Source organism: Pseudonocardia acidicola, assembly GCF_012911935.1.
Classification (GTDB): domain Bacteria; phylum Actinomycetota; class Actinomycetes; order Mycobacteriales; family Pseudonocardiaceae; genus Pseudonocardia; species Pseudonocardia acidicola.
Genome location: NZ_JAAXLA010000010.1, coordinates 72338 through 98914, shown reverse-complemented (window position 1 = coordinate 98914; position 26577 = coordinate 72338). Strand labels below are relative to the sequence as shown.

Below are 26577 nucleotides of genomic sequence, written 5' to 3'. Positions count from 1 at the left end.
GGATGACCCGGATCCTTCCGCGTGTCGGCGCGGCTGTGGGCCGGTTCGCCGTCGTCCGGCGTGCCCGGCAGGGTGTGCTGCACACCCGGTTGCTGGTCACCGAGGTCCGCTCGGCGTTCACGGTGGCCTGGCGGCGGTCGCTGCAGCTGCGCGTCGTGGTCAGCACGCTCGCGTTGTCCACCGCCGTGGTCGTGGTGCTCGGCCTGGTCCTGCAGACCCAGATCGCCGAACGGCTCGTGCAGGGCAAGTTCGACGCGGCGCTGGTCCAGGCCGAGTCCGGGCGCGCGGTGCTGGAGCGCGACCTGTCCGGCGTCGACCCGGACCGCGAGGGCGCCCAGGGCACCCTGAACAACGCGCTGGACCGGCTGACGAACTCCAGTCTCGCCGATCACGCCGGGTCGCCGACCGCGGGGGAGTTCCGCGCGGTGCTGACGACCGGACGCGGCAGCGGCACCGAGATCTCCGCCGGCACCGTCGAGGACGTCCCGGCGGACCTGCAGGCGGCCGTCGCCTCCGGCGTGCTGGCCACCAAGTACTCCGCGGTGGCCGGCATGCCGACCCTGATGATCGGGCAGCCGATCCGCACCGCGGGCCGTGACCTGCAGTTCTACCTGCTCTTCCCACTCGACGCGGAGCAGCGCACGCTCGGCCTGGTGCAGAGCACACTGATCGTCGGCGGGCTCGTGTTGATCCTGCTGCTGGCCGGCATCACCAGCCTGGTCACCCGCCAGGTCGTGCGCCCGGTCCGGCAGGCCGCGGAGATCGCCGAGCGGTTCGCCGACGGTCACCTCGACGAACGGATGCCGGTGCGCGGCGATGACGAGGTGGCCCGGCTCGCCGAGTCGTACAACGAGATGGCCGGCAGCATCCAGACCCAGATCCGCCAGCTCGAGGAGTTCGGCGCGCTGCAGCGCCGGTTCACCTCCGACGTCAGCCACGAACTGCGCACCCCGCTGACCACCGTCCGGATGGCCGCCGACGTGCTCCACGCCTCCCGCGACGAGTTGCTGCCTGCGCTGCGCCGCAGCTCGGAGCTGCTGGTCACCGAACTGGACCGGTTCGAGGCGCTGCTCGGCGACCTGCTGGAGATCAGCCGGCTCGACGCCGGGGTCGCCGAGCTCGGCGCCGAGCGGCTGGACATGCACGGCGTGGTCTCCCGGGCCGTCGAGGCCGTGCACGGGCTGGCCGAGGAGAGCGGCACCCCGCTGGAGCTCGATCTGCCGACCGGGGTGTTCGCCGAGATCGACCCGCGGCGGGTGGAGCGCATCGTGCGCAACCTCGTCGCCAACGCGATCGACCACGGCGAGGGGTTGCCGGTGCGGATCACGCTGGGCTGCGACGACCACGCCGTCGCGGTGCTGGTGCAGGACCAGGGGGTGGGGCTGCGCCCCGGCGAGGCGGGCCTGGTGTTCAACCGGTTCTGGCGGGCCGAGGAGTCCCGTGCCCGGCGCGGCGGCGGCAGTGGGCTCGGCCTGTCGATCAGCCTGGAGGATGCGCGGCTGCACGGCGGCTGGCTGCAGGCCTGGGGTGAGCCCGGCCGTGGGGCCGCGTTCCGGCTCACGTTGCCGCGCACCGTCGGCGACCTGCTCGAATCCAGCCCGCTCCCGCTGGGGCCCGCGCCCGACGGGCACGGCGCTCCCGACGCGGCCGAGTCGTCGTCGGTTCCGACCCCGCCGCTCGGCATCCCGCGCCCGGCGGCCGGCCCGGAGAGTACGAGCCCGCCCGGGGGGCTCGGCGCGAGCGGGGCGGAACCCGCCGTGCGCCGCGCCGAGCCGGCGATCATGGACACCGGCGGTGGCGAGCCGTGATCCGCGTTCCCCGCGCCGCGCGTTCGCGCGCGGTGCTGGCGCTCGCCGCGGTGCTGGCGCTCGCCGGGCTGGCCGGCTGTGCCAGCGTGCCGCAGAGCTCCACCGTGCAGGTCCTGCGCAAGGTCACCGACGGCGAGACGCCGGTTCTCCCGCCCGGCCCGGCCGACGGCAGCAACCCCCTCGACCTGGTCCGCGGTTTCGTCTACGCCTCGGGCAGCAGTGTCGACCGGCACGGTGCGGCCCGGCGTTTCCTCAGCCCGGAGGCGGCCGGCTGGGACGACGCGGCGAGCCTGACCGTCCTCGACGAGCAGTTCGACACCGTCTACCCGCCGGCGCCGCCGGCGCCGCTCGACGACACCACGACCGTCCGGATCCGCGGCAACAAGATCGGCACGCTCACCGCGGCCGGGGCGTTCGAGCCCGACGAGGCCCCGGTCGAGGTCGACGTCACGGTGGTCCGCCACGACGGGCAGTGGCGGATCAGCAAGCTGCCCGACGGCGTCCTCGTGCGGTTGTCGGACTTCCGGTCCAACTACCGCACCGTGAAGACCTACTTCGCCGACCCGGTCCGGCGCAGCGCAGTGGCCGACGTGCGCTACCTGCCGGCCGTGCCGGCCCGCGCCCAGGCGTCCCGGGCGGTCGGGCTGTTGCTGTCCGGCCCGTCGACCGCGCTGGCCGGTGCCGCGATCAGCGAGCTGCCGCCGACCGCACGGCTGCGCTCCAACGTCGCGGAGAGCCCGGACGGCGCCGTGGTCGTCGACCTCACCCAGATCGGTGATCTGGACGAGCCGGCCCGGCGGCTGCTGGCCGCCCAGGTCGTGCTGTCGCTGGCCGAGGTGAACGTCCCGCGCGTGCGGCTGCTCGTCGACGGGACCCCGCTCCTGGCGGGGAAGACCGACCTCACCCGCGACGACGTCGCCGGGATGAGCGCCGAGGTCCAGCCGGGTGCCGACGCACCCGGGCTGATGGTCGCCGGCGGCCGGGTTCGCCAGCTGACCGGCCCGGAGCCGGGGGCGCCGATCGCCGGGCAGGCCGGCAACGGAGCGTTCGACGTCGCGTCGGCGGCCACCACCGAAGACGGCCAGCGGCTCGCCGTGGTCACCAGGGACGGTGCCCGGGAGCGGCTGCTCATCGGTGGCCGGGACGGCCTGCTGCAGGCCGTCCCGCTGGACGCGACCGTGATGACCCGCCCGTCGTGGACCCCGACCGGCGGCGAGGTGTGGACCGTGCTCGACGGATCGGTCGTGGCCCGCGTGCTGGTCGACGGCTCCGGCGCCGCCCGGACCGGGCAGGTCGACAGCGCCGAGCTCGCCGCGCTCGGCACGATCGAGGACCTGCGGCTGTCTCGCGACGGGATGCGCGTCGCCGCCGTCGCCGGCGGCAAGCTGGTCACCGGGGCGGTCGCCCGCACCGCCGACGGCGAGGTCGCGATCCGCAACGTCCGCCAGCTCCGGGCGGCCGACCTCGGCGAGGTCGTGGCGGTGGACTGGCGCGCCGCCGAGTCCGTGCTGGTGGTCAGCAAGCGCGCCGACCGGCCGGTGTCGCTGGTGTCGGTGGACGGGCTGAGCTGGCAGATCGTGCCGAGCAGCAACCTGACCCCACCGCTGAGCGCGGTCGCCGCCGCGCCGAGCCGGCCTCTGCTGGTGGCCGACCAGGGCGGCGTGTGGAGTTTCTCCGGTGGAGAGCTCGACACCTGGCGACAGGTCGTCGGCGGCGTGGCCGACGCGGTGCCGGTGTACCCGGGTTGAGCACCACGGGCCGCGCCCTGTGGACAACTCGGTGGTGTGCGCTCCGGATGTCGCCGCCCCGCATCATGCTCGGCCCATGGGTCCTCGGGACGTCGCCGCCGGGCTGATCGATCTGCTGCTGCCGGACAGTTGCGGCGGATGCGGGCAGGCCGGGCCGTCATGGTGCGGGGTGTGCGCCGGGCAGTTCGGCGTGCCCTATGAGATGGCGCTGCCCGGCGGCCCGGTGGTGGTGGCGGTCGGGCGGTACCGCGGCCCGCTGCGCACCGCGCTGCTCGGGTTCAAGGAGCGTGGTCGCCGCGACCTGGGCCGACCGCTCGCCACGCTGCTGGCCGCGGCGGCGGCGTCGGCCGTGCCGCGAGGCGGTCCGATCTGGCTGGTGCCGGCGCCGTCCCGGCCCGCCGCGGCCCGTGCCCGCGGCGGCGACCACGTGCTGCGGCTGTGCCGCTTGCTCGCGGCGCGGCTGGCCGCGGACGGGTCCGAGGTGGTGCTCGCCCCGGCCCTGCGGCTGGCCCGGCGGGCCCGCGACTCGGTGGGCCTGGACGCGGGCCAGCGGGCGGCCAACCTGGCCGGGCGGCTCCGGGTCCGGCCGGCCGGGCTGCCGCCGGCGGGCACCGCCGTGCTGCTCGTTGACGACGTGGTGACCACCGGCGCGACCCTGCGGGCCTGCCGGAAGGCGTTGGCGGGCAACGGGATTCGCGCCGACTCGGCACTGGTCCTGTGCGATGCGACGGGCCGGCCCGGACCCTGACGGCTGCGCCGCCGCCATCCGGGACCGAATCGGACGATGGGGTGCAAAGGGCCTCGCCCAGCTCACCCAACGTACCCGGCCGGCATCCCGCTGGAAACGTCGTTCAGCGCTTCCACCTGGTCCGGTGTGACTGGCCGCTCAGGCCTGTTGTCGCAACGTGATGCCGACTACGGTTCAACCAATCCGTTGCCAACGCCCTAACAGGAGGAGCACCGATCGCTGCGTCCGGAGTTGGGTACCCCGGTCGCACCTGCAACTCAGAGCCCGACGCTGAGAGCGAGGGAAGTCCGAGTGGAGATCGTTGTCACTGGCCGGAACGTCGAGGTCCCGGACCATTTCCGGGTTCGCGTCGAAGAGAAGGTCGCCCGTCTCGAACGGTACGACCACAAGATCCTCAGAATGGAAGTCGAACTCTTCCATGAACGGAACCGCCGGCAGTCGAAGAGCTGCCAGCGGATCGAGATCACCGGGCGGGGATGCCTCCCGGTGGCACGCGCCGAGGCGTGCGCCCAGGACTTCTACGCGGCGCTGGACTGCGCCGTCGGCAAACTGGAGGAGAGACTGCGCCGGCAGCACGACCGGCGCCGGGTGAACCCGCGCCGGTCGCGGGTGCTGCTGGGGCGCGGTGGCCCGGCGGCGGTCGGGGTGCTCGAGGACATCGACATCGATCTCGAGGTGGAGGTGGACGTCGACCAGGTCGACGTCGCCATCCCCGCGCCGCGTGTCCCCGACGAGGGCGGGCCGGACGCCGACGGCCGCCCGGGCCGCATCGTCCGCAGCAAGGTGCACACGGCCGATCCGATGAGCGTCGACGACGCCCTGTCCCGGATGGAACTGGTGGGCCACGACTTCTACCTGTTCTCCGACGCCGACAGCGGCGAGCCGAGCGTCGTGTATCGGCGCAAGGGCTACGACTACGGAGTGATCCGGCTGGCTCGCTGAGTTCTGCTCTCCGGCCGAGGTATGTCGATGCCGGGCGGCCGGCGGTTACGGGGCGGCACAGGAGGCGCGGGCCTCCGGTGCCGCCCCGACGGCGGTCACGAACCCGAGGGCGGCGGTGCCTCTACCATGGGTGAGGCAGAGTGCCGTGGCACGGCACCCTGTGCCATGACCACAATCGTGAGTGAGGTCGACCAGTGCCGTTCTTGAACCGTCTGCTCCGTGCCGGTGAGACGAAGCTGGTGAAGCGGTTGAGCCGGATCGCCGCGCACATCGACACGCTCGAGCCGGACGTGCAGGTGCTCTCCGACGAGGAGTTGCGCGCGAAGACGCAGGAGTTCAAGGACCGCCACGCCGACGGGGAGAGCCTCGACGAGTTGCTGCCCGAGGCGTTCGCGGTGGTCCGCGAGGCCGCCATGCGCACCCTCGGCCAGCGCCACTTCCCCGTCCAGCTGATGGGTGGTGCCGCGCTGCACCTGGGCAACGTCGCGGAGATGAAGACCGGTGAGGGCAAGACCCTCACCGCTGTGCTGCCCGCTTACCTCAACGCGATCTCCGGCAAGGGCGTCCACGTCGTCACGGTCAACGACTACCTGGCCAAGCGCGACGCGGAGAAGATGGGGCGCATCCACCGGTTCCTCGGCCTGACCGTCGGGGTGATCCTGGCGGAGATGACGCCCGCGCAGCGCCGCGAGCAGTACGCCGCGGACGTCACCTACGGCACGAACAACGAGTTCGGCTTCGACTACCTGCGCGACAACATGGCCTGGAACGCCGCCGACCTCGTGCAGCGTGGGCACAACTTCGCCATCGTCGACGAGGCCGACTCGATCCTCATCGACGAGGCCCGAACGCCGCTGATCATCTCCGGCCCGGCCGAGCAGAGCGCCCGCTGGTACCAGGAGTTCGCGCGGATGGCACCGATGCTCAAGAAGGACATCCACTACGAGGTCGACGAGCGCAAGCGCACCGTCGGCGTCACCGAGGAGGGCGTCACGCTGGTCGAGGACCAGCTGGGCATCGACAACCTCTACGAGGCCGCGAACACCCCCCTGGTCGGCTACCTGAACAACGCCATCAAGGCCAAGGAGCTGTTCAAGAAGGACAAGGACTACATCGTCCGCGACGGCCAGGTGCTCATCGTCGACGAGTTCACCGGCCGGGTGCTCGCCGGCCGGCGCTACAACGAGGGCATGCACCAGGCCATCGAGGCCAAGGAGGGGGTGGAGGTCCAGGCGGAGAACCAGACTCTCGCCACCATCACCCTGCAGAACTTCTTCCGGCTCTACGACAAGCTCTCCGGGATGACCGGTACCGCCCAGACCGAGGCGGCCGAGCTGCACCAGATCTACAAGATGCACGTCGTGCCCATCCCCACGAACCGGGAGATGGTCCGCAAGGACCAGGCCGACCTCATCTACAAGACCGAGCCGGCCAAGTTCGAGGCGGTCGCCGACGACATCGCCGAGAAGCACAGGCTGGGCCAGCCGGTGCTGGTCGGCACCACCAGCGTCGAGAAGTCCGAGTACCTGTCGAAGCTGCTCGTGCAGCGCCAGGTCCCGCACCAGGTGCTCAACGCGAAGCACCACGAGCGGGAGGCGGCGATCGTCGCGCAGGCAGGCCACGCCGGCGCCGTCACCGTCGCCACCAACATGGCCGGCCGCGGTACCGACATCATGCTCGGCGGCAACCCGGAGTTCCTCGCCGACCTCGAGCTGCGCCGGCGCGGGCTCGACCCGGTGGAGCGCCCCGAGGAGTACGAGGCGGCCTGGGACGGCGTGCTGGCCCAGATGGAGAAGCAGGTGGAAGCCGAGGCCGAAGAGGTCAGGGAGGCCGGCGGGCTCTACGTGCTGGGCACCGAGCGGCACGAGTCGCGGCGCATCGACAACCAGCTGCGCGGCCGGTCGGGCCGGCAGGGTGACCCGGGTGAGTCCCGGTTCTACCTGTCGCTGGGCGATGAGCTGATGCGCCGGTTCAACGGCCAGATGGTCGAGTCGATCATGAACCGGTTCAACCTGCCGGACGACGTGCCGATCGAGGCAGGCATGGTCACCAAAGCCATCCGCAGCGCCCAGACCCAGGTCGAGCAGCAGAACTTCGAGATCCGCAAGAACGTCCTCAAGTACGACGAGGTGCTCAACCAGCAGCGCACCGTCATCTACGACGAGCGCCGCCGGGTGCTCGCCGGCGAGGACGTCAAGGACCAGATCCAGCACATGCTCGCCGACGTCATCCACGCCTACGTCGAGGGCGCCACCTCCACCGGCTACGCCGAGGACTGGGACCTCGACAAGCTGTGGACGGCGCTGGCCACGCTGTACCCGATCTCGATCCGGTGGCAGGACCTCGCCGAGGGCGACCTCGAGGACGGGGACTTCGACCTCGGCAAGGAGGACATCGAGGAGGCCGTACTCACCGACGCCGAGCGCGCCTACGCCGAGCGCGAGGCCGAGATGGACCGGATCATCGGTGCCCAGGGCGGCATGCGGGAGCTCGAGCGCCAGGTCCTGCTGCAGGTCATGGACCGCAAGTGGCGCGAGCACCTCTACGAGATGGACTACCTCAAGGAGGGCATCGGGCTGCGGGCGATGGCCCAGCGCGACCCGCTGATCGAGTACCAGCGGGAGGGCTACGACATGTTCTCCGCGATGCTCGAGGGCATCAAGGAGGAGGCGGTCGGGCACCTGTTCAACGTGCGCGTCCAGGTCGCCGAGCCGACCGCTGCGGAGGTTCCGGCGGGCAACGGCCAGACCGCGGTCGTCGCCGGCAACGGCCAGGCCGCGGTCGCCGCCGGCAACGGGCAGGCCGCCGCGGTGGCGCAGGCTCCGGCTCGGGCCCCGCAGCCCGCCCCGGCGCCCGCTGCCGCGGGCGGTCGGCGCAGGCGGCACGCGCTGCCCGAGGACGACCCGGAGCAGACGTCGGTGCTGCCCGTGGCGTACCGCTCGGGTCCGCCGCAGCCGCAGAACCTGCGGTACTCCGGCCCGACCGCGGAAGGCGGCGAGATGGTCACCGGCGGCGACGGCCGCCGGAGCAACGGCCGGGGGGCGCCCGGCCAGGGCAGCCGGTCGGAGCGACGCGCCCAGCAGCGGCAGGCGGAGAAGGCCCGGCGCCGCGCCCGCTGAGCCGGGCCGGGACGGATCGGGAAGCGTTGACGCGCCCCGGGGCCCGCTCACCCGATCCGCAGCGCGGTGCACCGCCATCCGCCCACCGCGTCGTCGAACAACTCGAACCGTGCCGCGAGCGCACGGATCCGGCCACCGAGCAGGCACACCGCCGCGACCTCTGCGGCGCCGAGCCGGGGCTGGTCCAGGCGCAGTGACCGCATCCGGGCCGATCCGTCCCGGCGGGCGCCGCCACGCGTCCCCGCCGCAGCCGCCACGTACCGCAGCGGACCTGGTTCCAGGTGCCGGTTCAGATGGGCGACCGGCCGGCGCCCGTCGAGCACCTCGAGGATGAGCCGCACGATCCCCTGCGCGTGGCGCCGCACGGTCCCGTCCTCCAGCGTGCGCTGCGCCGCCGGGGGCCGCCCCGGCGGCGGGGGAGGTCCGGGGGTCCCGGTCGGCAGCGCCAACTGGGCCGGCCCGGTGTCGGGTTCCGGTTCGTAGCGCAGCGCGCGCAACCGCGGCTGCACGCGCTGGGGAGCGGGGGCGCCGGGCGGAGCGACCGTGGTCGTGGTCATACCCGCAGCCTGCTCGGCCGCCGTCGGGCAGCACGGCGGATTCCGGTCATCCGGCCTCGAACGATATGTTGCCGTATCGTTCGGGACGATACGGTCCCTCCCGTGGCGGGAGTGGAGAGCTTCTTCGAGGCGAGGCCGGAGCGGATGCCGCTGGGCGCACTGCTGTCCCGGACCGGGCAGGCGGTCGCGCGGCACTACCGGCGCACGGTCGCCGAGCACGGCCTCACGTCGACCTCGATCGGAGTGCTCGGTGTGCTCGCGCATCGCGACGGTCTGTCGCACCGGGAACTCGCCGGCACGCTCGGGGTCACCCCGGCCACCCTGACCCCGGTCGTCGACGCACTGGAGGACGCGGGAGAGCTGCGCCGCGAGCGCGACCGTGCGGACCGCCGAGTCGTCCGGCTCTCGATCACCGAAGCCGGCCGGGAGCGGTCGCTCACTGCGTTCGCCGAGGTCGCGGCCATCCTCCGGGACCGGATGCCGCATCCGCCACCGGAGCAGGAGCAGGTGATCCGCGACTACCTACTGGCGGTGCTCGCCGCGGTCACCGAGGACGAGCCGGACCTCGACTAGCGTCGGACCGGTGCCACTGCTCGGACTGATCATGGATTACGGCGGGGTGCTGACCGACGGCCCCGAGCTGCTCGACGTGCCGCGCCGGGCCCGGGCGGCGGGGGTGCGCACGGCGCTGCTGTCCGACGCGCACCGGGTGCCCGAGGCGTGCTCGGCATTGTTCGACGTCGTGGTGCTGGGCGCGGCGGGCGGGACGCGCAAACCGGACCCGGAGGCGTTCCGCCGGGTCGCTGCGATGCTCGGCCTGACGCCGGAGCAGTGTGTGGTGGTGGACGACCTACCGGTGAACGTCCGAGGCGCCCGGGCAGCGGGTGCGGTCACGGTCCGCCACGAGGACCCGGCGGTGACGATCTCCGAGCTGGAGATCCTCTTCGAACTGCCGTGAGAGGGGGTCCGCGGCGCCCGGCCGGACGCCGCGGATCGCCAGCTCACTGCTGGGGCGGCTCCTGACCCGGTCCGGCCGGGACGTCCGGCTGCGGACCGCCCGGCACCTCGGGCGCGTGCTCGGCGCCCTCGGCCTGGTGCTCCGGGGCGGCCTGCGCCGGAGCGGCCGTGGTGTCGCCCCCGCCCGTCGCTTCCTTGGCCTTGCCGACAGCGGTGTCGATCTGGTCGTCATGCCCGGCGAAGCGCTGCTTGGCCAGGTCGCCGGCCTTGTCGAGGCCCTCGTCGACCTTGTCGTCGTGCTGGCCGAGCAGGTCTTTCGCCTTGTCCAGGAATCCCATGCTCCTCACCATGGCGCCGTTCGCCCCGGAGCGCAGCCCGAGCCTCACTCGTACGGGCGTAACCGGACGTGTGAAGGCCGCAGCTCGTCGACGCTGTTCACCCCGATGAGCTGCAGGGTTCTGGTGATCTCCCCGGCCAGGATCGCGACGGCCTTCTCGACGCCGAGCCGCCCACCCGCCATCAGCCCGTAGAGGTAGGCGCGGCCCACGAGGGCGGCCCGGGCGCCGAGCGCGATCGCGGCGAGGATGTCCGCGCCGTTCGTGATGCCGGTGTCCACGAACACCTCGGCCCGGTCGCCGACCGCCTGGACCGTCGGTTCGACCAGCTCGATCGGCACCGGGGCGCGGTCCAGCTGGCGGCCGCCGTGGTTCGACAGCAGCACCCCGTCCGCACCGGCGTCCACCACCCGGCGCGCGTCCTCGACGCTCTGGATGCCCTTCACCACGAGCTTGCCGGGCCAGGTGCCGCGCAGCCACTCGACGTCGGCCATGGTCAGAGCGGGATCGAACACCCGGTTGATCAGGTCGGCGACCGTGCCGTCGGTGGACTCCAGGCTGGCGAACGTCAGCGGGTCGGTGGTGAGCAGGTTGAACCACCAGTTCGGGTGCATCGCGCCGTCGGCGAACGTCTTGAGACTCAACGCCGGCGGGATGGTCAGCCCGTTGCGCACGTCGCGCAGCCGGGCCCCGCCCACCGGGGTGTCGACGGTGAGCATCAGGGTGTCGTAGCCGGCGTCGGCGGCGCGTTGCACCAGGTCCTTGGCCGGGGCACGGTCGCGCCACAGGTAGAGCTGGAACCATCTGCGGGCGCCCGGGGCGGCGGCCGCGACGTCCTCGATGGTGGTCGTGCCCATCGTCGAGAGCGTGTACGGGATGCCGACCTTCTCGGCGACCGCCGCGACGGCCCGCTCGCCCTCGTGATTCATCATCCGGGTGAACCCGGTGGGGGCGAACGCGAACGGCAGCGTCGAGCGCCGGCCCAGGATCGTCCGGCCGGTGTCGACCTCCGAGACGTCGCGCAGCACGGTCGGTGTGAACTCGACGCGGGAGAACGCCCGCCGGGCCCGGTTCAGGCTCAGCTCCCCATCGGCCGCGCCGTCGGTGTAGTCGAACACCGCACGCGGCGTCCGGCGCCGGGCGATGGCCCGCAGGTCGGCGATGCTCGCGGCCCGGGCGAGGCGGCGCTCGGTGGCGTCCCATCTGATCGGGGCCGGCCGCAACAGGGGACGAAGTTCCGCGGGACGAGGAAGCCGACGCTGCACCATGCGGGTCACCCTAGGCAGAAAACGCCGGGCCCGGCACCGGCCCGGACCTAGCTGCGGCGGCGCAGCAGCTCGTAGGCGGCGACGGCGGCCGCGCTGGCCACGTTCAGCGACTCCACCCCGCCGTGCATCGGGATCGCGAGCGTCCCGTCCAGCTCGGCGCGCACGGCGGGGGACAGGCCGTCGGTCTCGTTGCCCAGCACCAGCGCCACCCGCTCCGGCAGCGCCGCGTCCAGCAGCGACTGCCCGCCCGCGTCCAGCCCGAACACCGCGAAGCCGGCCGCGCGCAACTCCGCGCAGCCCTCCTCGGCGGTCGCGGAGCGCAGCACGGGCGCGGAGAACGCGACCCCGGCCGACGCCTTGACCACCAGCGGATCGATCGACGGGACGCCCCGCCGCGGCAGCAGCACGCCGTCGAGCCCGGCGGCGGTGGCGCTGCGCAGCACCATGCCGACGTTGGCGGGGTTGGTGACCCGGTCGAGCACGAGGACCGACGCCGGCCGGGAGCCCAGCCCGTCCAGGAATTCGGCCAGCGGCGCCATCCGCGGCGCCACCACGTCGGCGAGCACGCCCTGGTCGTGCCGGCCGTTGCCGGCGAGCACCTTCACCCGGTGCGCACTGGCCCGCTGCACCGGCACGCCGCGGGCCCGGGCGGCGGCGGTGATCGCCCGTACGGGCTCGCCGTGCGCAGTGTCGGCGAGGATCACCTTGTCGACCTTCAGGGTCGGGTCGTCGAGCGCTTCGAGCACCGGTTTGCGGCCGTAGACGGTGATGAAGGTGTCCTTCGGCGACCGCGGGGGCGGGGTGGACGGATCGGCGGGCACGTGACGAGCGTGCCAGCTGTCGTGCCGGCAGGCGGTCGGTACCCCGCCGCGACCGTAGGATCACCGCCATGCCGCCCCGGCTCTCCGCGCTCGACGCGTCCTTCCTGTACCTCGAGCAGGCCACGACGCCGATGCACGTGGGCGGTGTCGCGATCTTCCGGCGTCCGAAGTCCGGTCTCGACTACGACCATCTCGTCGAACTGATCGAGCAGCGGATCGCGCTGGTGCCCCGCTACCGGCAGAAGGTGCGCCACGTCCCGGGCAACCTGGCGCGCCCGGTCTGGGTCGACGACCAGGACTTCGACGTCGCCTACCACGTGCGCCGCTCCGCGTTGCCCAAGCCGGGTTCCGACGAGGCGCTGGCCGAACTCGTCGCCCGGCTGATGTCCCGCCCGCTCGACCACACCCGGCCGCTGTGGGAGATGTACCTCGTCGAGGGTCTCGCGCACGGCCGCACCGCGGTGATCACCAAGACGCACCAGGCGATGGTCGACGGCATCAGCGCGATCGACATCGGCCAGGTGATCCTCGACGTCTCGCCCGAGCCGCGGGTCGTCGCCGAGCAGCTGTGGATGCCGCACCCGGAGCCCAGCGACGCCCGGCTGCTGCTCGAGGCCGTCGGCGACATGGTGGCCCGTCCCGGCGAGCTCGTGGAGAACGTGCGGGTCGCGGCGGGTGACGCGATCGCGACGGCGGGCAAGGTCGTCGGCGGGCTGGGCAAGTTGTTCACGATGGCCCGCACGGCCAGCCGCCGCGCGCCGGGTACCCCGCTCAACGTGGACATCTCGACACAGCGCCGGTTCGCGATCGCGCGCACCGAGCTGGAGGCCTACCGCCGGATCCGTACCGCGCACGGCTGCACGGTCAACGACGTGGTGCTCAGCGTGATCGCCGGGGCGCTGCGCAACTGGCTGCTGTCCCGCGGCGAGCCGGTCACGGCGTCGTCGTCGGTGCGGGCGATGGTGCCGCTGTCGGTGCGCGGCGAGGCCGACGTGCCCAGCTCGGCCACCGCGGGCTCGCTGGGCAACCGGGTGTCGTCGTTCCTGGTGGACCTGCCCGTCGGCGAGCCCAGTCCCGTGGTGCGGCTGCACCACGTCGCGCACGCGATGCGTGAGCACACCTCCACCGGTCAATCCGTCGGGGCGGACACCCTGGTCAGGATCGGCGGCTTCGCGCCGCCTACGCTTCATGCCCTGGGGGCTCGCGCGGCCAGCGGGTTCTCCAAGCGCATCTTCAACTTGGTGGTGACCAACGTGCCGGGACCCCAGTTCCCGCTCTACGCGGCGGGCGCGCGGATGCTCGAGATGTTTCCGGTGGTGCCGCTGGCCAAGGGCCAGGCGCTCGCCATCGGGCTGACCAGCTACGACGGCGGCGTCTACTACGGCTTCAACGGTGACCGCGACGCGATGCCCGACGTGGACGTGCTCGCCGGGCTCGTCGACGAGTCCCTCGACGAGCTGCTCGCGACGGTGGGCTGACTCATGCGTGTCTACCTGCCCGCCACCTGGCCGATGCTGGCGAAGCTGGTCTCGACCGGCGAGTTCGAGCCCATCGGGGGCACCGCGTTCGCGCTCACCCCGCGGCTGCGCGAGGCCTACACCGCAGGCGACGACGAGGAACTGGAGTACGCCGCGATGTCGGAGGCGGCGCGGGCGTCGCTGCGGCTGCTCGGCGTCGAGTTCGGCCTCGGCGAGGACGGCACCCCGGCCCGCCGCGTGGTCGTGTCCGCCGACGTCGACGACGTCAAACTGCGCCCCGATCTGGATGACGCCGCGGTGCGGATCAACGGCTCGGTGCCGATGGAGGCGATCGCCTCGGTGCACGTCGACACCGAGGAGGCCGAGCACGCGGTGCGCCAGGCCGCCGGTGCGGTGGACGCCGCCGACCTCGGCGACATGGACGCGGAGTTCCTGATCGGTGAGGCCGAGGACCACGAGCTGGCCTGGTACGGACCGTCGGAGGTCGCGTTCCTGGTCGAACTGGGCTGACCGGGCGAGAAGTCCCGGATACCCCTCTTCTGAGGATGAGGGCCGCTCCGCGGCCGGGCAACCCGCTGCCAGCAGCACCGGCCGGGCCAGGGAGCCACCGCCATGCGTCACCGCATCGCCGTCGTCTCGCCGCCGCGCTGTTCCTCGCCACGGCGATCGCGCCGGTCTCGACGGCACCGGCCAGGCGGCGGGCGGCACTCTCACCCCGGTCGCGGATGCGCATGCGCAGGCGGATGCGTCCGCGTCGGACCTCGGGTCGTCGACGACGAGCATCGATCCGGAATGTCGGTGTCGGCCGCGAGCATGTCGGGCATGGCTGCTCCCCGGATGCACACGATCGTCCCGCCCTACGTTCTGCAGCGGGTGGCAGGCAGCGACCCTGCGCTGGCCTCGGAGGCCCGCACCGCGTTGTGGGTCGAGCACCACCGGCGCACGCTGGCCCGGCTGCCACGGCGGCCGCGGTCCGGTTCCGGGCTGACCCGGGAGATCAGTGACGCCGGCGGCCGGGAGACCACCCCGGGGCGGCTGGTCCGCGGCGAAGGCGACGCCGCCACCGGGGACGCCGCCACGGACGAGGCGTACGAGGGGCTCGGCGCGGTGTACCGCTACTTCCAGCAGGTGCACGGCCGGGATTCGCTCGACGGCGCCGGCGGCCCACTGCTGGCGACCGTCCACTACGGACGCGGCTACGACAACGCGTTCTTCGACGGGGCGCGGATGGTCTTCGGTGACGGGGACGGCCGGCTGTTCCTGCGGTTCACCCGGGCGCTGGACGTGATCGGTCACGAGCTCATGCACGGGATCCTGGCCGACGAGGCAGACCTCGCCTACCACGACCAGACGGGCGCGCTGAACGAGTCGGTGTGCGACGTGTTCGGCACGCTGGTCAAGCAGCACGCCCGGCAGCAGTCCGTCACCGAGGCCGACTGGTTGATCGGCGACGAGATCCTCGGGCCGGCCGTGCAGGGTGTCGCGCTGCGGTCGATGGCCGCCCCGGGGACCGCCTACGACGACCCGATGCTCGGCAAGGACCCGCAACCCGACCACATGGACCGTTACGTGCAGGTCGGCGAGGACAGCGGCGGGGTGCACATCAACTCCGGGATCCCGAACAAGGCCTTCCACGACGCCGCCGTCGCGTCGGGCGGCTACGCCTGGGAGACCGTCGGCCCGGTCTGGTACGCCACGGTGCTCGACCCGGAACTGGACCGCAACCCCGGCTTCGCGGCCTTCGCCGCGGTCACCGTGCGGGCCGCGGCGAGTCTGCCCGACGGCGCCCGGATCGCCGCAGCAGTGCGCGCGGCGTGGGATGGTGTGGGGGTGACCGTGGAGGTGGCATCGCCTTCATGACCTACCTTCGGGAGCCGGGTATGCACATCACCGTGACCCGCACCGGCGGGTTCGCCGGGCTGCGCCTGCAGCGCTCGGTCGACACGGCTCAGCGCGCGGACGCCTCGGAGTGGGATGAACTCGTGAAGACCGCGAGGCTCGACAGCGTGTCGAGACCGAAGAACAAGCCGGATCGCTTCACCTACCGGGTCGAGGTGGACGGCCGCACGGTGACCGTGGCCGAACCCGACCTCCACGGTCCGCTGCACACCCTCGTGGAGCGGGTGCTGCACCAGGAGTAGGGACGACAGGAGCAGGCCGCTCAGTCGAGCTGCACCGACGTGTGGACCATGCTGAAGTGCTCGATACCGGTGTAGTGGACGCCGGCCCGTTCGGTGGCCTGGGTGCGCAACTCCTGGGCCGTGGGCCAGAAGTCGGCGGCGGCGCGCTCGTTCTCCCAGGCGGTGACGACCATGCCCTGGCCCGATTCCCGATCGAGCAACAACTGGAAGCTGCACAGGCCGGGCGCCCCCTTCAGCCGGGGCACCGTCTCCTCGCGATGGTGGACGACCGCGTCATCGGCCCCTGCCGGCTCGACCTCCAGCCGTGAGAACCGGACGACGGCGCCGCGCGCCGGGATCGACTGCCGGAAACCGAGTGCGACCTCGTACTCCTCCACGCTGAGCGGGCCGCCTGCCGCGGCTTCCACCTCCTCGCGCAGCGGCGCCAGCGCCGTCCTCGACGCCCCCAGCGCCTCGGCGTTTCCCCAGTAGGACCCTGCGACCGTGATCCGGGCCTCGACACCGGTGAGAGTCACGAACCCCTTGTTGCCCGCGGTCGCCTCCACCCGGGGGCGAGCGGCCTGCTCCAGGTACTCGACGGAGGAGTCGATCTTGGCCGGGTCGCCGTTGACGATGATGTACCGGACGTACATGGGCTTCCCCTTCACCACGCCTCGTGGGGCGATCCCTGCCCCGGGGTCTGCACGGTCCTCGGCCGCACCGGGAGCTACCAGGGCCGTCGGACCTCGGGTGTATCCGGCCGACCGGCGACGGCGCGGTGCGTGATGCTCGCCCGATGAGCCGCTACCGCGATCTGACGAGCGCCGCACGGGCCGCGGCACGGCCGGTGGCACGTCGGCTCGGTCCGCCCACCGCAGATCCGCTGGTGAACCGACACGGGCGCGGAGCGACGCCGCCCGTCCGGATGGTTCAGCGGCCGCGGCGCCGGTCGCGGCGTTCGTCGCGCAGCGCGCGGCGTTCCTCGCGCTCCTCCTGGCGGCGGTGCAGCTCGCCGCCGGGGCCGCCCCGGCCGACCCCGCCGTAGACCAGCGCGCTCACCGCGGGGATCAGCAGGAACCAGTACCACTGGTAGCCGGTCAGGAAGAACAGCAGCGTCGCCACGATCGGCGTGACCGTCACGATCCGCGGGCCCCAGCCCTCCAGGAAACCGCCACCCGCGCGAGCCGGCACCGCCGCGTCCTGCTGGGCGGGAACCGAACCGGCGGCGGGGGCCACGGCGGTGCCCGGCAGCACCGGGTGCGGCGCCGGCAGATCGGTGAACAGCGCGGCCAGCTCGCTCGCGACCGTCGCGTTCGCGGCGACGGCCGAACGGTCCGCGTACTCCTCGATACCGAGCCGGCCGGCCGCGAGGTGCTCGTCGAGGGCCTTGGCCGCCGACTCCCGCTCCGCCGTGCCGATCCGCAGTGGCGGCGGGTCCCCGGCGCCCGCCGCTGTGTCCCCCTGTGTCATGCCGTGAGCATGCCATTGCCTCACTCGATCGGGTATCACGCCCAGGCGTGGCCGTCGACCCGGCCGGAGGGCCACTCTGTACCTCAACGGACCCCCGACCCGCTCACCCGTGGGAGGACCAGATGGCCGACCTCACCGCCGTCACCGGAGTCCCGGCGCCCCGCAACGAACCGGTGCGCGGCTACGCCCCCGGCACCCGCGAGCGCGACACGCTCGCCGCGCGGGTCGCGCAGCTCGCCGCCGAGCCGCACGACCTGACCAGCACGATCGGCGGCCGGCAGCGGATGGCGGGCGGTGAGCCGATCGACGTCGTGCAGCCGCACCGGCGGCACTCCCGGCTCGGGGTCAGCGCGCAGGCCACCGCGAGCGATGTCGCCGACGCGATCGACGCGGCCCGCGCCGCCGCTCCGGCCTGGCGCGACCTGCCCTTCGACGAGCGCGCCGCGGTGTTCCTGCGCGCCGCCGACCTGCTCGCCGGCCCGTGGCGGGACACCCTCAACGCCGCGACGATCCTCGGCCAGTCCAAGTCCGTGCAGCAGGCGGAGATCGACTCGGCGTGCGAGCTGATCGACTTCTGGCGCTGGAACGTGCACTACACGCGGCGCGTGCTGGCCGAGCAGCCGGAATCGTCACCGGGGGTGTGGAACCGCTTCGACCATCGCCCGCTCGAGGGCTTCGTCCTGGCCGTCACCCCGTTCAACTTCACGGCGATCGCCGGCAACCTGCCGACTGCGCCCGCCCTGATGGGCAACACCGTGGTCTGGAAGCCGAGCCCGACCCAGACCCTCGCCGCCTGGTACACGATGCGGCTGCTCGAGACGGCGGGCCTGCCACCCGGCGTGATCAACATGGTGACCGGCGACGGCGCGGCGGTCAGCGAGGTCGCGCTTCCCGCGCCCGACCTCGCCGGTGTCCACTTCACCGGCTCCACGCGGACGTTCCGGCACCTGTGGCGCACGGTGGGGGAGAACCTGGACCGCTACCGCGGCTACCCGCGGCTGGTGGGGGAGACCGGCGGTAAGGACTTCGTCGTCGCGCACCCGAGCGCCGACCCCGCCCCGCTGGTCACCGCGCTCGTCCGGGGCGCGTTCGAGTACCAGGGCCAGAAGTGCTCGGCGGCGTCGCGGGCGTTCGTCCCGCGCTCGCACTGGCGCGCCGGGCTGCGCGACGCCCTCGCCGAGCTGACCGGCACGTTGAGCTACGGCGACGTCACCGACTTCGCGCACTTCGGCGGCGCGGTGATCGACGGACGCGCCTACTCCCGGCTGGCGACCGCACTGGAGAAGGCGGCCACGGATCTCGACGTCCTGGTCGGCGGCGGCCACGACGACGCCGAGGGCTGGTTCGTGGAGCCGACCGTGCTGGTGGGCGACGACCCGATGCACGAGGTGTTCACCACCGAGCTGTTCGGCCCGATCCTGGCGGTGCACGTGTGGGACGACGCGGTGCCCGGCGAGTACGAGCGGATCCTGCGCCTGATCGACACCGCGACCCCGTACGCGCTCACCGGGGCGGTGTTCGCCACCGACCGGACCGCGATCGACACCGCGCACCGGGAACTGCGGTTCGCGGCGGGCAACTTCTACGTCAACGACAAGCCGACCGGCGCCGTCGTCGGGCAGCAGCCGTTCGGCGGGGCCCGCGCATCGGGCACCAACGACAAGGCCGGATCGATCTACAACCTGCAGCGCTGGACCAGTCCGCGGTCGATCAAGGAGACGTTCGACCCGCCCACCGACCACACCTATCCGCACATGGCCTGACGCGGCCCGCCCCGTGCGCGGCTCCGCTCGTCGAGTGCCACACCACCGTCCTCGACGCAAGATCGAAGAGCAGTGGTGTGGCACTCGGCGCCGTCGCCGGCCGGCCCCAGTCGGGGGTGTCGTCGACCGCGCAGCCGACGAGCAGCGCGGCGGCCGGCATCAGCAGCGTCGCCAGCCACACCGGAGGCCGCCGGCAGGTGCCGCCGGCCCGGAACCCACGCACGGGTGCACGCCAGCGGGTGAATCTCAGCGCAGGGCGACCAGCACCCGGCGCAGCGCGGCGAGCCGCCCCGGGCGCAGCAGACCCCGTTCCACCAGCGCATCGAGCGCACACTCCGGGTCGGCGGGCGGGCCGAGGTGCCCACAGCCGCGCGGGCATTCCTCGATCGCCGCGGCGAGGTCGTCGAACGCGGCCGGGATCTCGTCCGGGGTGACGTGCGCGAGCCCGAACGACCGCACGCCCGGGGTGTCGACCACCCAGCCGCCACCCCGATCGGCCGGCAGCGGCAGCGCCAGCGCGGCCGTCGTCGTGTGCCGGCCCTTGCCGACGGCCGAGACCACCCCCACCGCCCGCTCGGCGTCCGGGAGCAGCGCGTTGACCAGCGTCGACTTCCCCACGCCCGAATGCCCGACCAGCGCGGAGACCCGCCCGGCCAGGACCTGCTCCAGCGCTGCGAGGCCCTCGGCCGGCCGGTCGTGCCGGGTCACGATCACCGGGATGTCCAGGTCGGCGTACTGCGACGCGAACGGCTCCGGGTCGGCCAGGTCGGCTTTCGTCAGGCACAGCACCGGCGCCAGTCCGCCGGCGTAGGCGGCGACCAGACAGCGGTCGACGAAGCCGGTACGCGGCTCCGGGTCGGCCAGCGCGGTGACGATGACGAGCTGCTCGGCGTTGGCCACCACCAGGCGCTCGAACGGGTCGGTGTCGTCGGCGGTGCGCCGCAGCACCGTCTTCCGGTCCTCGACGCGGACGATCCGCGCCAGGGTGTCGACCGCGCCGGACAGATCCCCGACCAGCCCGACCCGGTCGCCGACGACGATCGGGGTGCGGCCCAGCTCGCGGGCCCGCATCGCGGTGATCGGCCGGTCGGCGGCGCCGTCGACCACGCAGGTCCAGCGGCCCCGGTCGACCGCGATCACCATGGCCTCGGTGGCGTCGGCGTGGTCGGGGCGGCGCTTGCTGCGCGGGCGCGAGCCGCGCCGCCCGGGCCGGACCCGGACGTCGGACTCGTCGTACTCCCGGGCGCGAGCGCGAGGACTCACTCGAACCTCAGCCCGCACGCCCGGCCAGCAGCGCGGCCCAGCGTCCGGGAAAGTCCGGGATGGTCTTGGAGGTGCACCCGACGTCGTCGATCTCGACGCCGTGCACCACGAGCCCGATCAGCGCGCCCGCGGTGGCCATCCGGTGGTCGGCGTAGGCGCCCCACGGCCGGTCGGGGCGCCCCCGCAGGGACCGGGGCCGGATCTCCAGCCCGTCCGGGGTCTCCGTGACGTCGCCGCCCAGCTCGGTGATCTCGGTGGCCAGTGCGGCCAGCCGGTCGGTCTCGTGCCCGCGCAGGTGCGCGATGCCGCGCAGTCGCGACGGCGTGCGGGCGAGCGCCGCCACCGCGGCGATGGTCGGGGTCAGCTCGCCGACGTCGTGCAGGTCCACATCCACGCCGGTCAGCGCGTCCGGCCCGGTCACGGTCATCCCGTCCGGCCCCGGCTGCACCGAGCAACCGAACTGATCGAGCACCGACAGGATCGCGACACCGGGTTGCGTGGAGTGCTCGGGCCAGCCCGCGACGGTGACCCGGCCACCGGTGACGGCCGCCGCGGCCAGGAACACCGACGCGTTGGACAGGTCGGGCTCGACCACCCAGTCCCGGGCCGCGATCGGCCCGGGCAGCACCCGCCAGGTGTTCGGCTCGGCGTCGTCGATCTCGACCCCGGCCGCGCGGAGCATGTCGACGGTCATGGCGATGTGCGGCAGCGAGGGCACCGGTTCGCCGTCGTGGTGGACGGTGACGCCCTTGTCGTAGTGGGCGCCCGACAGCAGCAGCCCCGACACGAACTGCGACGACGCCGACGCGTCGATCACCACGTCGCCGCCGGGCAGGCCGCCGGTGCCGTGCAGGGTGAACGGCAGCGCGTCGCCGGTGACGGACGCGCCCAGCGCGCGCAGGGCGCCGAGTACGGTGCCCATCGGGCGCTCCCGGGCGCGCGGGTCACCGTCGAAGCCGACCGGGCCGTCGGCGAGGGCCGCGGCCGGCGGTACGAACCGCATCACCGTGCCGGCGAGCCCGCAGTCGACGGTGCCGCCGCCGCGCAGGCCCTCGTGCGGCCCGATCACGACCCGCTCACCGTCCACCTCGACCGGGACACCGAGGGCGCGCAGCGCGTCGACCATCAGGGCGGTGTCCCGGGTCGGCGGTGCCCCGGCCACCGACGCCGGTCCGCCCGACAGGGCGGCCAGCAGCAGTGCCCGGTTGGTCACCGACTTCGAACCGGGTACGGCGACCGTGCCACGGACGGGGGCGGTGACGTGCGGTGCGGGCCAAGGGGTCACGCCGCCATCTTCCCGCATCCCGTCGGCCCACCGTGGAACGATGGTGGGTATGTGCGGTCGCTATGCCTCCATCAAGGCCCCCGTCGACCTCGCCGACGAGTTCCAGGCCGTCGACGCCACGGAGTCGTCCGGGTCGACGCCGTCCCCCGATTACAACGTCGCCCCCACCAAGCAGGTCTACGCCGTCGTGCAGCGACACCCGCGCGACGCCGACGGCAACCCCGATCCCGGCGTCACCGAGCGCACCGTGCGCAGGATGCGCTGGGGGCTGGTGCCGTCCTGGGCCAAGGATCCGTCCGTCGGCGCCCGGATGATCAACGCGCGCTCGGAGACCGCGGCCGGGAAGCCTGCGTTCCGCAAGGCGCTGGCCGCGCGGCGCTGCCTGCTCCCGGCCGACGGCTTCTACGAATGGCAGCGCGGCGGCAAGGCCAAGCAGCCGTACTACACCCACTACCGCGACGGCAGCTCGCTGGCGATGGCCGGGGTGTGGGAGTTCTGGCGGCCGAAGGACGACCCCGAGGGCCAGTACCCCGACGGGCTGGTCACCGCCGCGGTGCTCACCACCGACGCGGTCGGCCCGATGGCCGATGTGCACGACCGGATGCCGCTGATCCTGCCGCCGGAGGCCTGGGCGGCCTGGCTCGACCCGGACGCCGGGGCGGACGGGGCCGTGGCACAGCTGCTGGTCCCGCCGTCGCAGGAGCTGGTGGACCGCCTGGAGATCCGGCCGGTCTCGGACCGGGTGAACAGCGTCAAGAACAACGGCCCCGAGCTGCTGGACCGGCTCGCACCGGAGGACGTCAAGGAGCCGCTGCAGCTGGATCTGCTGCGGTGACGGCGGCCGGCACCGCAGCCGAGATCGACACCCCGCACGGCCCGGCCCGGGTCCAGGTGCACCGCGCTCCCGGCGACAGCCGGGCCGCGCTGCTGCTGGGGCACGGGGCCGGCGGCGGCGTCGCCGCCGTGGACCTCACGGCGGCCACCGCCGCGGCCCTCGGCGCCGGCGTGCACGTCGCCCTGGTCGAGCAGCCCTACCGGGTGGCCGGGCGCCGGGCGCCGGCCCCGGCCAAGCAGCTGGACGCGGCCTGGCTCGCCGTCGTCGCCGAGCTCGCCGACGGCGCGTTCGCCGGGTTGCCGCTGCTGTTCGGCGGCCGCAGCTCCGGGGCCCGGGTGGCGTGCCGCACGGCCGCGGCGGGGGGCGCAGCGGGCGTGGTGTGCCTGGCGTTCCCGGTGCACCCGCCGGGCAGGCCGGAGAAGCACCGGCGCGCCGAGCTCGACGCGGTGCAGGTGCCGGTGCTCGTCGTGCAGGGCGAGCGCGACGCGTTCGGCCGGCCGGACCCGGCACCCGCCCGTGAGATCGTGCTGCTGCCCGGGGACCACGGGCTCAAGGCCGACCCCGGCGCCGCAGGCCGCGCGGTGGGTGACTGGCTGGAGCGGCTGCTCAGCGCTCGGCGGCCCACCGGCTGAACACGGCCGAGCGCACCAGCAGCGTGACCGCGACCCACAGCACCCCGAGCACGACGGCGCCGGTCGCGAACGTCGGGTAGTCGATCGGCGGGGTGATCAGCAGGTCGGCCTGCAGCCAGGCCGCGCCGGCCCCGCCCGACCCGGCGAGGACCGCGCCGAGCACCGGCCGTGCCAGGTCGGGGAGCCGCGCCGCGAACGCGAGGTCGACCGCGATCGCCACGCCGACCAGCAGGAACGGCACCGCCGACATCGGGAAGCCCACGCCCGCCAGCACCAGCCAGATCACACAGCGGTAGGCGACGTAGCCGGCGGCGATCGCGGTGGCCGCCCAGGCCCGCCCGACCATCCACCGGGCCGGCACCAGCACGAGCCCGGCCGCGGCGACCAGCCACAGCGGATACACCCACTCCGGCACCGGCAGCGCGAAGTGCAGCACCGCGACCCGGTCGACGGGGCGGCCGATCTGGTCGGCGGCGAACTGCAGCAGGCTCGGCTCGGCCTCCGGCCGCCCGCGGTCCCACGCACCGACGGCGATCACCCCGTACTCCTGCTGCCCGGCGGCGAACCACACGTTCTCCAGCACGAACAGCCACAGCAGGATCAGCACCGGGGTGCGCAGCCGCCCGGCCGGGCCGTAGCGCCACCAGCCTCGGACGACCCCCGCGAGCATCACCGCGGTGCCCAGGTAGAGCAGCGCGTGGGTGATGCTCCAGGCGGTGATGTCCAGCCCGTTGATCCGGTGGTTGATCACGTCGAGCGGCACGGCCAGCAGGAAGATCCCGATGCCGGCCTGCATGAGCCGCAGCGTCGCGCGGTCCACGCCGTACCCGGTGTAGCTGTGGAACGCCACCAGCGCGACCACGATCACCGTGCCCGTGGTGTTCAGCAGGTGCGGGGGCGCGAGGTCGTCGCGCAGCCACTTGAAGTGCCACGACACGTCCCACGACGAGCCGAGCACCTTCAGCGTCAGGGCGAGCAGCCACAGCCCGTAGACGTTGCGGACCATCGCCGGCGGCAGCGCGCGCGGGGCCGTGCCGCGCGTCCACCAGGTGTCGTAGAGCTCGCGCGCTCGGCTCGTGATCGTCGTTGCCACCCGGTCATCATGGGGGTCGCCACGGCCGGGTGAAAGGGTGTTAACCGCACTGCAATCGTGCGGTCAAACCGGTGGGACCGGCGCCGAGCCCGGGCCGGAAGGTGCGGGTCTACGCGGCGATCAGGGCGAATCGGGCGCCGGTGAGGCGGGCCAGATCGGCCGGCGTGATCTCCACCTCCAGCCCGCGCCGCCCGGCGCTGCAGAACAGCGTGGGCAGCGTTTCGGCGGAGGCGTCCAGCACGGTCGGCAGCCGCCTGCGCTGACCCAGCGGCGAGATGCCCCCGGTGACGTAACCCGTCGCACGCTCGGCGGCGGCGACGTCGGCCATCCGGGCCCGCTTCCCGCCCACGGCTGCGGCCAGCGCCTTCAGGTCGAGGGTGGCGATCACCGGCACGATCCCGACGGCCAGCGCACCGTCCACGTCGGCGACCAGCGTCTTGAACACCCGGACCGGATCCAGGCCCAGGGCCTCCGCCGCCTCCGGGCCGTAGGCCTGCCCGCCCTGGTGGGTGTAGGCGTGCAGCCGATGGTCGATCTTGTGTTTCGCCAGCAGCGCGGTCGCCGGCGTACCCCTACCGGCCACGGCCGGCCCCCTTTGCTCCCACCACGGCCGAGACGGTAGCCACCCTGGGCAACCGGGAATCACCCGGCAGCGGCCTGCGTTGGGACGAACGTGACGCACGCAGTGATGGATGCACCGTCGAAGCGACGGGAACGGGCCGTGCGCGTACCCTCGACGCCATACCCGGTCGCCGCGATGGCGACAACCCCCGAGGTGGCCCTGGGGCCCATCTCGCGTGAGAGGAGCGCGGTGCCCGGAACCCCGGCGACACCACAACCGTCGACCGCGGCCACATCCGAGCCCGAGCGGGGGCCCGCCGAGAGCGACGAGGTGGAGGCCGGCTCGGCGGAGACGGCCGAGGAGCGCGCTGCCCGTTTCGAGCGGGATGCGATGCCGCTCATCGACCAGCTGTACGGCGCCGCGCTGCGGATGACCCGCAACCCCGCGGACGCCGAGGACCTGGTCCAGGAGACCTTCCTGAAGGCCTATTCGGCCTTCAAGACGTTCCGCCGAGGTACGAACCTCAAGGCCTGGCTGTACCGGATCCTGACCAACACCTACATCAACGGCTACCGGAAGCGGCAGCGCCAGCCGCTGCAGTCGCCCACCGACGAGATCACCGACTGGCAGCTCGCGCAGGCCAGCGAGCACACCTCGACGGGTCTGCGGTCGGCCGAGATGGAGGCGCTGGACAACCTGCCGGACTCCGACGTCAAGGAGGCCCTCCAGCAGCTGCCGGAGGACTTCCGGATGGCCGTCTACCTGGCCGACGTCGAGGGCTTCGCCTACAAGGAGATCGCCGAGATCATGGGCACTCCGATCGGCACCGTCATGTCCCGGCTGCACCGTGGCCGCCGGCAGCTGCGCGACATGCTCACCGACACGGCACGCGACCGCGGGTTCATTCGAGGAGCACAGAGTGAGCAGCAGGAGGTGACCCGGTGAGCTGCGGGGACCACCACGAGACCGATTGCTCCGAGGTTCTGGCCGAGGTCTGGCTGTTCCTCGACCACGAGTGCGACCAGTCGCGCCGCGAGCTGCTCGCCCGGCATCTCGACGAGTGCGCGCCGTGCCTGGCCGAGTACGGCCTCGACGAGAAGCTCAAGACGTTGCTGGCCCGCAAGTGCGGCGGCGAGCACGCGCCGGACGCGCTGAAGGACCGGCTGCGCCAGCAGATCCGGCACACGGTGCTCGAGCATGCCGAGGTGACGGTGGAGTCCGGGCCCGGCGGGACGACGGTCGAGGTGCGCACGACCCGTGTCGAGCGGAGCCTGTAGAGAGCGGTACCTGACGGGACAGGGGCGGCGGCACCGGGTGGGTTCCCGGCGCGGCCGCCCCTGTCGACGTCGTGGGGGAGCTCAGGTGTTGGGACGCTTGCCGTGGTTCGCGCCGCTCTTCTTGCGGTCGCGGCGCTTGCGTGCACGCTTGGACATGGTTCCTCCTCACCGATGGTTCGTCCGGATGGGACAAGTGTCCCACGTGGTTGGATGGGCCCCGCCGTGAGCGGTGGTCGAGCAGGAGGCGCAGGAGTGGCCGAGGAGATCCGGGCCGAGATGGTCGCGAACGTGATGAGCGTGGTCGTCGCCGAAGGGGGCCGGGTCGCCGACGGTGACACGCTGGTCATCCTGGAGTCCATGAAGATGGAGATCCCCGTGCTCACCGAGGTTGAGGGCACCGTGACGAAGATGGCCGTGTCCGAGGGCGACGTCGTGCAGAGCGGCGACCTCATCGCCGTCGTCGGCTGAGCGGCCGAATCGACCGGATCTACTGAAT

The 26577-nt window shown here is 73.2% G+C and carries 28 protein-coding genes; 17 read left to right on the top strand and 11 right to left on the bottom strand.

The features are described 5' to 3' along the window. Nucleotides 1-2: 2 nt before the first annotated feature. From mtrB to secA, 5 genes are all read left to right on the top strand, one after another. Nucleotides 3-1808 carry an MtrAB system histidine kinase MtrB gene (gene mtrB, locus HF526_RS08045; RefSeq protein ID WP_169380707.1) on the top strand — a complete coding sequence of 602 codons (1806 nt, stop codon included), beginning with the start codon at nt 3-5 and terminating at the stop codon, nt 1806-1808. Continuing rightward, a complete protein-coding gene (locus tag HF526_RS08040; protein WP_169380706.1) occupies nt 1805-3556 on the top strand; it encodes an LpqB family beta-propeller domain-containing protein in 1752 nt (583 codons plus the stop codon). Before mtrB ends, HF526_RS08040 begins: the two co-directional genes overlap by 4 nt. Before the next feature lie 76 nt (nt 3557-3632). Then, the gene (locus HF526_RS08035) at nt 3633-4304 is read left to right on the top strand and encodes a ComF family protein (protein ID WP_169380705.1); all 672 of its coding nucleotides are present in this window, start codon (nt 3633-3635) and stop codon (nt 4302-4304) included. Between the two features lie 291 nt (nt 4305-4595). After that, entirely contained in the window at nt 4596-5246 is a 651-nt protein-coding gene (gene hpf, locus HF526_RS08030) for a ribosome hibernation-promoting factor, HPF/YfiA family (RefSeq protein WP_169380704.1), read from the top strand. A gap of 194 nt (nt 5247-5440) precedes the next feature. Continuing rightward, complete coding sequence (gene secA / locus HF526_RS08025) at nt 5441-8365, top strand: preprotein translocase subunit SecA (protein WP_169380703.1); 2925 nt, start codon at nt 5441-5443, stop codon at nt 8363-8365. Between the two features lie 47 nt (nt 8366-8412). Here the strand turns inward: secA and HF526_RS08020 are convergent, their stop codons facing one another. After that, nucleotides 8413-8922, bottom strand: a complete 510-nt coding sequence (locus HF526_RS08020) for an Rv3235 family protein (RefSeq protein WP_169380702.1) — start codon at nt 8920-8922, stop codon at nt 8413-8415. A 102-nt stretch (nt 8923-9024) separates the two neighbouring features. Here HF526_RS08020 and HF526_RS08015 point away from each other — a divergent pair, with 102 nt between their 5' ends. Together HF526_RS08015 and HF526_RS08010 are read left to right on the top strand one after the other, a co-directional pair. Continuing rightward, nucleotides 9025-9495 (top strand): MarR family transcriptional regulator, encoded by a 471-nt coding sequence (locus HF526_RS08015; RefSeq protein WP_169380701.1) that lies wholly within the window; start codon nt 9025-9027, stop codon nt 9493-9495. A gap of 10 nt (nt 9496-9505) precedes the next feature. Beyond that, the gene (locus tag HF526_RS08010; protein WP_169380700.1) at nt 9506-9880 is read left to right on the top strand and encodes an HAD-IA family hydrolase; all 375 of its coding nucleotides are present in this window, start codon (nt 9506-9508) and stop codon (nt 9878-9880) included. A 43-nt stretch (nt 9881-9923) separates the two neighbouring features. Here HF526_RS08010 and HF526_RS08005 read toward each other — a convergent pair whose 3' ends face one another. From HF526_RS08005 to HF526_RS07995, 3 genes are read right to left on the bottom strand one after another with little or no spacing between them, the layout of a single operon-like run. Then, complete coding sequence (locus HF526_RS08005; protein WP_169380699.1) at nt 9924-10217, bottom strand: antitoxin; 294 nt, start codon at nt 10215-10217, stop codon at nt 9924-9926. 44 nt (nt 10218-10261) lie between these two features. Then, nucleotides 10262-11482, bottom strand: a complete 1221-nt coding sequence (locus tag HF526_RS08000) for an alpha-hydroxy acid oxidase (RefSeq protein ID WP_169380698.1) — start codon at nt 11480-11482, stop codon at nt 10262-10264. Between the two features lie 47 nt (nt 11483-11529). Continuing rightward, nucleotides 11530-12303, bottom strand: a complete 774-nt coding sequence (locus tag HF526_RS07995) for a TrmH family RNA methyltransferase (protein WP_169380697.1) — start codon at nt 12301-12303, stop codon at nt 11530-11532. Between the two features lie 68 nt (nt 12304-12371). Here HF526_RS07995 and HF526_RS07990 point away from each other — a divergent pair, with 68 nt between their 5' ends. From HF526_RS07990 to HF526_RS07975, 4 genes are all read left to right on the top strand, one after another. Continuing rightward, a complete protein-coding gene (locus HF526_RS07990) occupies nt 12372-13781 on the top strand; it encodes a WS/DGAT/MGAT family O-acyltransferase (RefSeq protein WP_169380696.1) in 1410 nt (469 codons plus the stop codon). Between the two features lie 3 nt (nt 13782-13784). Then, nucleotides 13785-14291 (top strand): DUF6912 family protein, encoded by a 507-nt coding sequence (locus HF526_RS07985; RefSeq protein ID WP_169380695.1) that lies wholly within the window; start codon nt 13785-13787, stop codon nt 14289-14291. Between the two features lie 312 nt (nt 14292-14603). Continuing rightward, on the top strand, nt 14604-15641 hold the full coding sequence (locus tag HF526_RS07980) for a M4 family metallopeptidase (protein WP_211176911.1): 1038 nt from the start codon (nt 14604-14606) through the stop codon (nt 15639-15641). Beyond that, nucleotides 15638-15922 carry a protealysin inhibitor emfourin gene (locus HF526_RS07975; RefSeq protein WP_211176910.1) on the top strand — a complete coding sequence of 95 codons (285 nt, stop codon included), beginning with the start codon at nt 15638-15640 and terminating at the stop codon, nt 15920-15922. The genes HF526_RS07980 and HF526_RS07975 overlap by 4 nt, the downstream gene beginning before the upstream one ends. Before the next feature lie 20 nt (nt 15923-15942). On the opposite strand, the gene HF526_RS07970 is transcribed toward HF526_RS07975, so the two are convergent. Together HF526_RS07970 and HF526_RS07965 are read right to left on the bottom strand one after the other, a co-directional pair. Then, nucleotides 15943-16569: a hypothetical protein gene (locus tag HF526_RS07970; protein ID WP_169380694.1), complete on the bottom strand. Its 627-nt coding sequence runs from the start codon at nt 16567-16569 to the stop codon at nt 15943-15945. Between the two features lie 262 nt (nt 16570-16831). Beyond that, nucleotides 16832-17371 carry a DUF1707 SHOCT-like domain-containing protein gene (locus HF526_RS07965; protein ID WP_169380693.1) on the bottom strand — a complete coding sequence of 180 codons (540 nt, stop codon included), beginning with the start codon at nt 17369-17371 and terminating at the stop codon, nt 16832-16834. Nucleotides 17372-17493: 122 nt separating this feature from the next. On the opposite strand from HF526_RS07965, the gene pruA reads away from it, so the two are divergent. Continuing rightward, on the top strand, nt 17494-19134 hold the full coding sequence (gene pruA / locus HF526_RS07960) for an L-glutamate gamma-semialdehyde dehydrogenase (protein WP_169380692.1): 1641 nt from the start codon (nt 17494-17496) through the stop codon (nt 19132-19134). Nucleotides 19135-19380: 246 nt separating this feature from the next. Here pruA and rsgA read toward each other — a convergent pair whose 3' ends face one another. Both rsgA and aroA read right to left on the bottom strand, forming a co-directional pair. Beyond that, nucleotides 19381-20397 carry a ribosome small subunit-dependent GTPase A gene (rsgA, locus tag HF526_RS07955; protein ID WP_169380691.1) on the bottom strand — a complete coding sequence of 339 codons (1017 nt, stop codon included), beginning with the start codon at nt 20395-20397 and terminating at the stop codon, nt 19381-19383. Nucleotides 20398-20404: 7 nt separating this feature from the next. After that, the gene (gene aroA / locus HF526_RS07950; RefSeq protein WP_169380690.1) at nt 20405-21682 is read right to left on the bottom strand and encodes a 3-phosphoshikimate 1-carboxyvinyltransferase; all 1278 of its coding nucleotides are present in this window, start codon (nt 21680-21682) and stop codon (nt 20405-20407) included. Between the two features lie 49 nt (nt 21683-21731). Between aroA and HF526_RS07945 the strand changes: the two genes are divergently transcribed. Together HF526_RS07945 and HF526_RS07940 are read left to right on the top strand one after the other, a co-directional pair. Continuing rightward, entirely contained in the window at nt 21732-22517 is a 786-nt protein-coding gene (locus tag HF526_RS07945; protein WP_169380741.1) for an SOS response-associated peptidase, read from the top strand. Continuing rightward, nucleotides 22514-23149 carry an alpha/beta family hydrolase gene (locus HF526_RS07940; RefSeq protein WP_169380689.1) on the top strand — a complete coding sequence of 212 codons (636 nt, stop codon included), beginning with the start codon at nt 22514-22516 and terminating at the stop codon, nt 23147-23149. Before HF526_RS07945 ends, HF526_RS07940 begins: the two co-directional genes overlap by 4 nt. Here the strand turns inward: HF526_RS07940 and HF526_RS07935 are convergent. Next, entirely contained in the window at nt 23124-24242 is a 1119-nt protein-coding gene (locus tag HF526_RS07935; protein ID WP_169380688.1) for a hypothetical protein, read from the bottom strand. The two genes, HF526_RS07940 and HF526_RS07935, sit on opposite strands and share 26 nt — an antisense overlap. 109 nt (nt 24243-24351) lie before the next feature. Further along, entirely contained in the window at nt 24352-24825 is a 474-nt protein-coding gene (gene ybaK / locus HF526_RS07930) for a Cys-tRNA(Pro) deacylase (RefSeq protein ID WP_169380687.1), read from the bottom strand. A gap of 228 nt (nt 24826-25053) precedes the next feature. Here ybaK and HF526_RS07925 point away from each other — a divergent pair, with 228 nt between their 5' ends. Next, nucleotides 25054-25749, top strand: a complete 696-nt coding sequence (locus tag HF526_RS07925; protein WP_338051361.1) for a sigma-70 family RNA polymerase sigma factor — start codon at nt 25054-25056, stop codon at nt 25747-25749. Next, a complete protein-coding gene (rsrA, locus tag HF526_RS07920; protein ID WP_169380686.1) occupies nt 25746-26081 on the top strand; it encodes a mycothiol system anti-sigma-R factor in 336 nt (111 codons plus the stop codon). Before HF526_RS07925 ends, rsrA begins: the two co-directional genes overlap by 4 nt. Nucleotides 26082-26162: 81 nt before the next feature. Here the strand turns inward: rsrA and HF526_RS37315 are convergent, their stop codons facing one another. Then, the gene (locus HF526_RS37315) at nt 26163-26237 is read right to left on the bottom strand and encodes a 50S ribosomal protein bL37 (protein ID WP_410479402.1); all 75 of its coding nucleotides are present in this window, start codon (nt 26235-26237) and stop codon (nt 26163-26165) included. A 96-nt stretch (nt 26238-26333) separates the two neighbouring features. On the opposite strand from HF526_RS37315, the gene HF526_RS07915 reads away from it, so the two are divergent. Next, nucleotides 26334-26549, top strand: a complete 216-nt coding sequence (locus tag HF526_RS07915) for a biotin/lipoyl-binding carrier protein (RefSeq protein WP_169380685.1) — start codon at nt 26334-26336, stop codon at nt 26547-26549. Nucleotides 26550-26577: the final 28 nt, after the last annotated feature.

Coding starts and splice junctions, on each gene's coding strand:
- mtrB (WP_169380707.1), top strand. CDS start 3: ATGACCCGGATCCTTCCGCGTGTCGGCGCGGCTGTGGGCCGGTTCGCC.
- HF526_RS08035 (WP_169380705.1), top strand. CDS start 3,633: ATGGGTCCTCGGGACGTCGCCGCCGGGCTGATCGATCTGCTGCTGCCG.
- HF526_RS08020 (WP_169380702.1), bottom strand. CDS start 8,922: ATGACCACGACCACGGTCGCTCCGCCCGGCGCCCCCGCTCCCCAGCGC.
- HF526_RS08005 (WP_169380699.1), bottom strand. CDS start 10,217: ATGGGATTCCTGGACAAGGCGAAAGACCTGCTCGGCCAGCACGACGAC.
- HF526_RS08000 (WP_169380698.1), bottom strand. CDS start 11,482: ATGGTGCAGCGTCGGCTTCCTCGTCCCGCGGAACTTCGTCCCCTGTTG.
- HF526_RS07990 (WP_169380696.1), top strand. CDS start 12,372: ATGCCGCCCCGGCTCTCCGCGCTCGACGCGTCCTTCCTGTACCTCGAG.
- HF526_RS07985 (WP_169380695.1), top strand. CDS start 13,785: ATGCGTGTCTACCTGCCCGCCACCTGGCCGATGCTGGCGAAGCTGGTC.
- HF526_RS07980 (WP_211176911.1), top strand. CDS start 14,604: ATGGCTGCTCCCCGGATGCACACGATCGTCCCGCCCTACGTTCTGCAG.
- HF526_RS07975 (WP_211176910.1), top strand. CDS start 15,638: ATGACCTACCTTCGGGAGCCGGGTATGCACATCACCGTGACCCGCACC.
- HF526_RS07965 (WP_169380693.1), bottom strand. CDS start 17,371: ATGACACAGGGGGACACAGCGGCGGGCGCCGGGGACCCGCCGCCACTG.
- pruA (WP_169380692.1), top strand. CDS start 17,494: ATGGCCGACCTCACCGCCGTCACCGGAGTCCCGGCGCCCCGCAACGAA.
- HF526_RS07945 (WP_169380741.1), top strand. CDS start 21,732: ATGTGCGGTCGCTATGCCTCCATCAAGGCCCCCGTCGACCTCGCCGAC.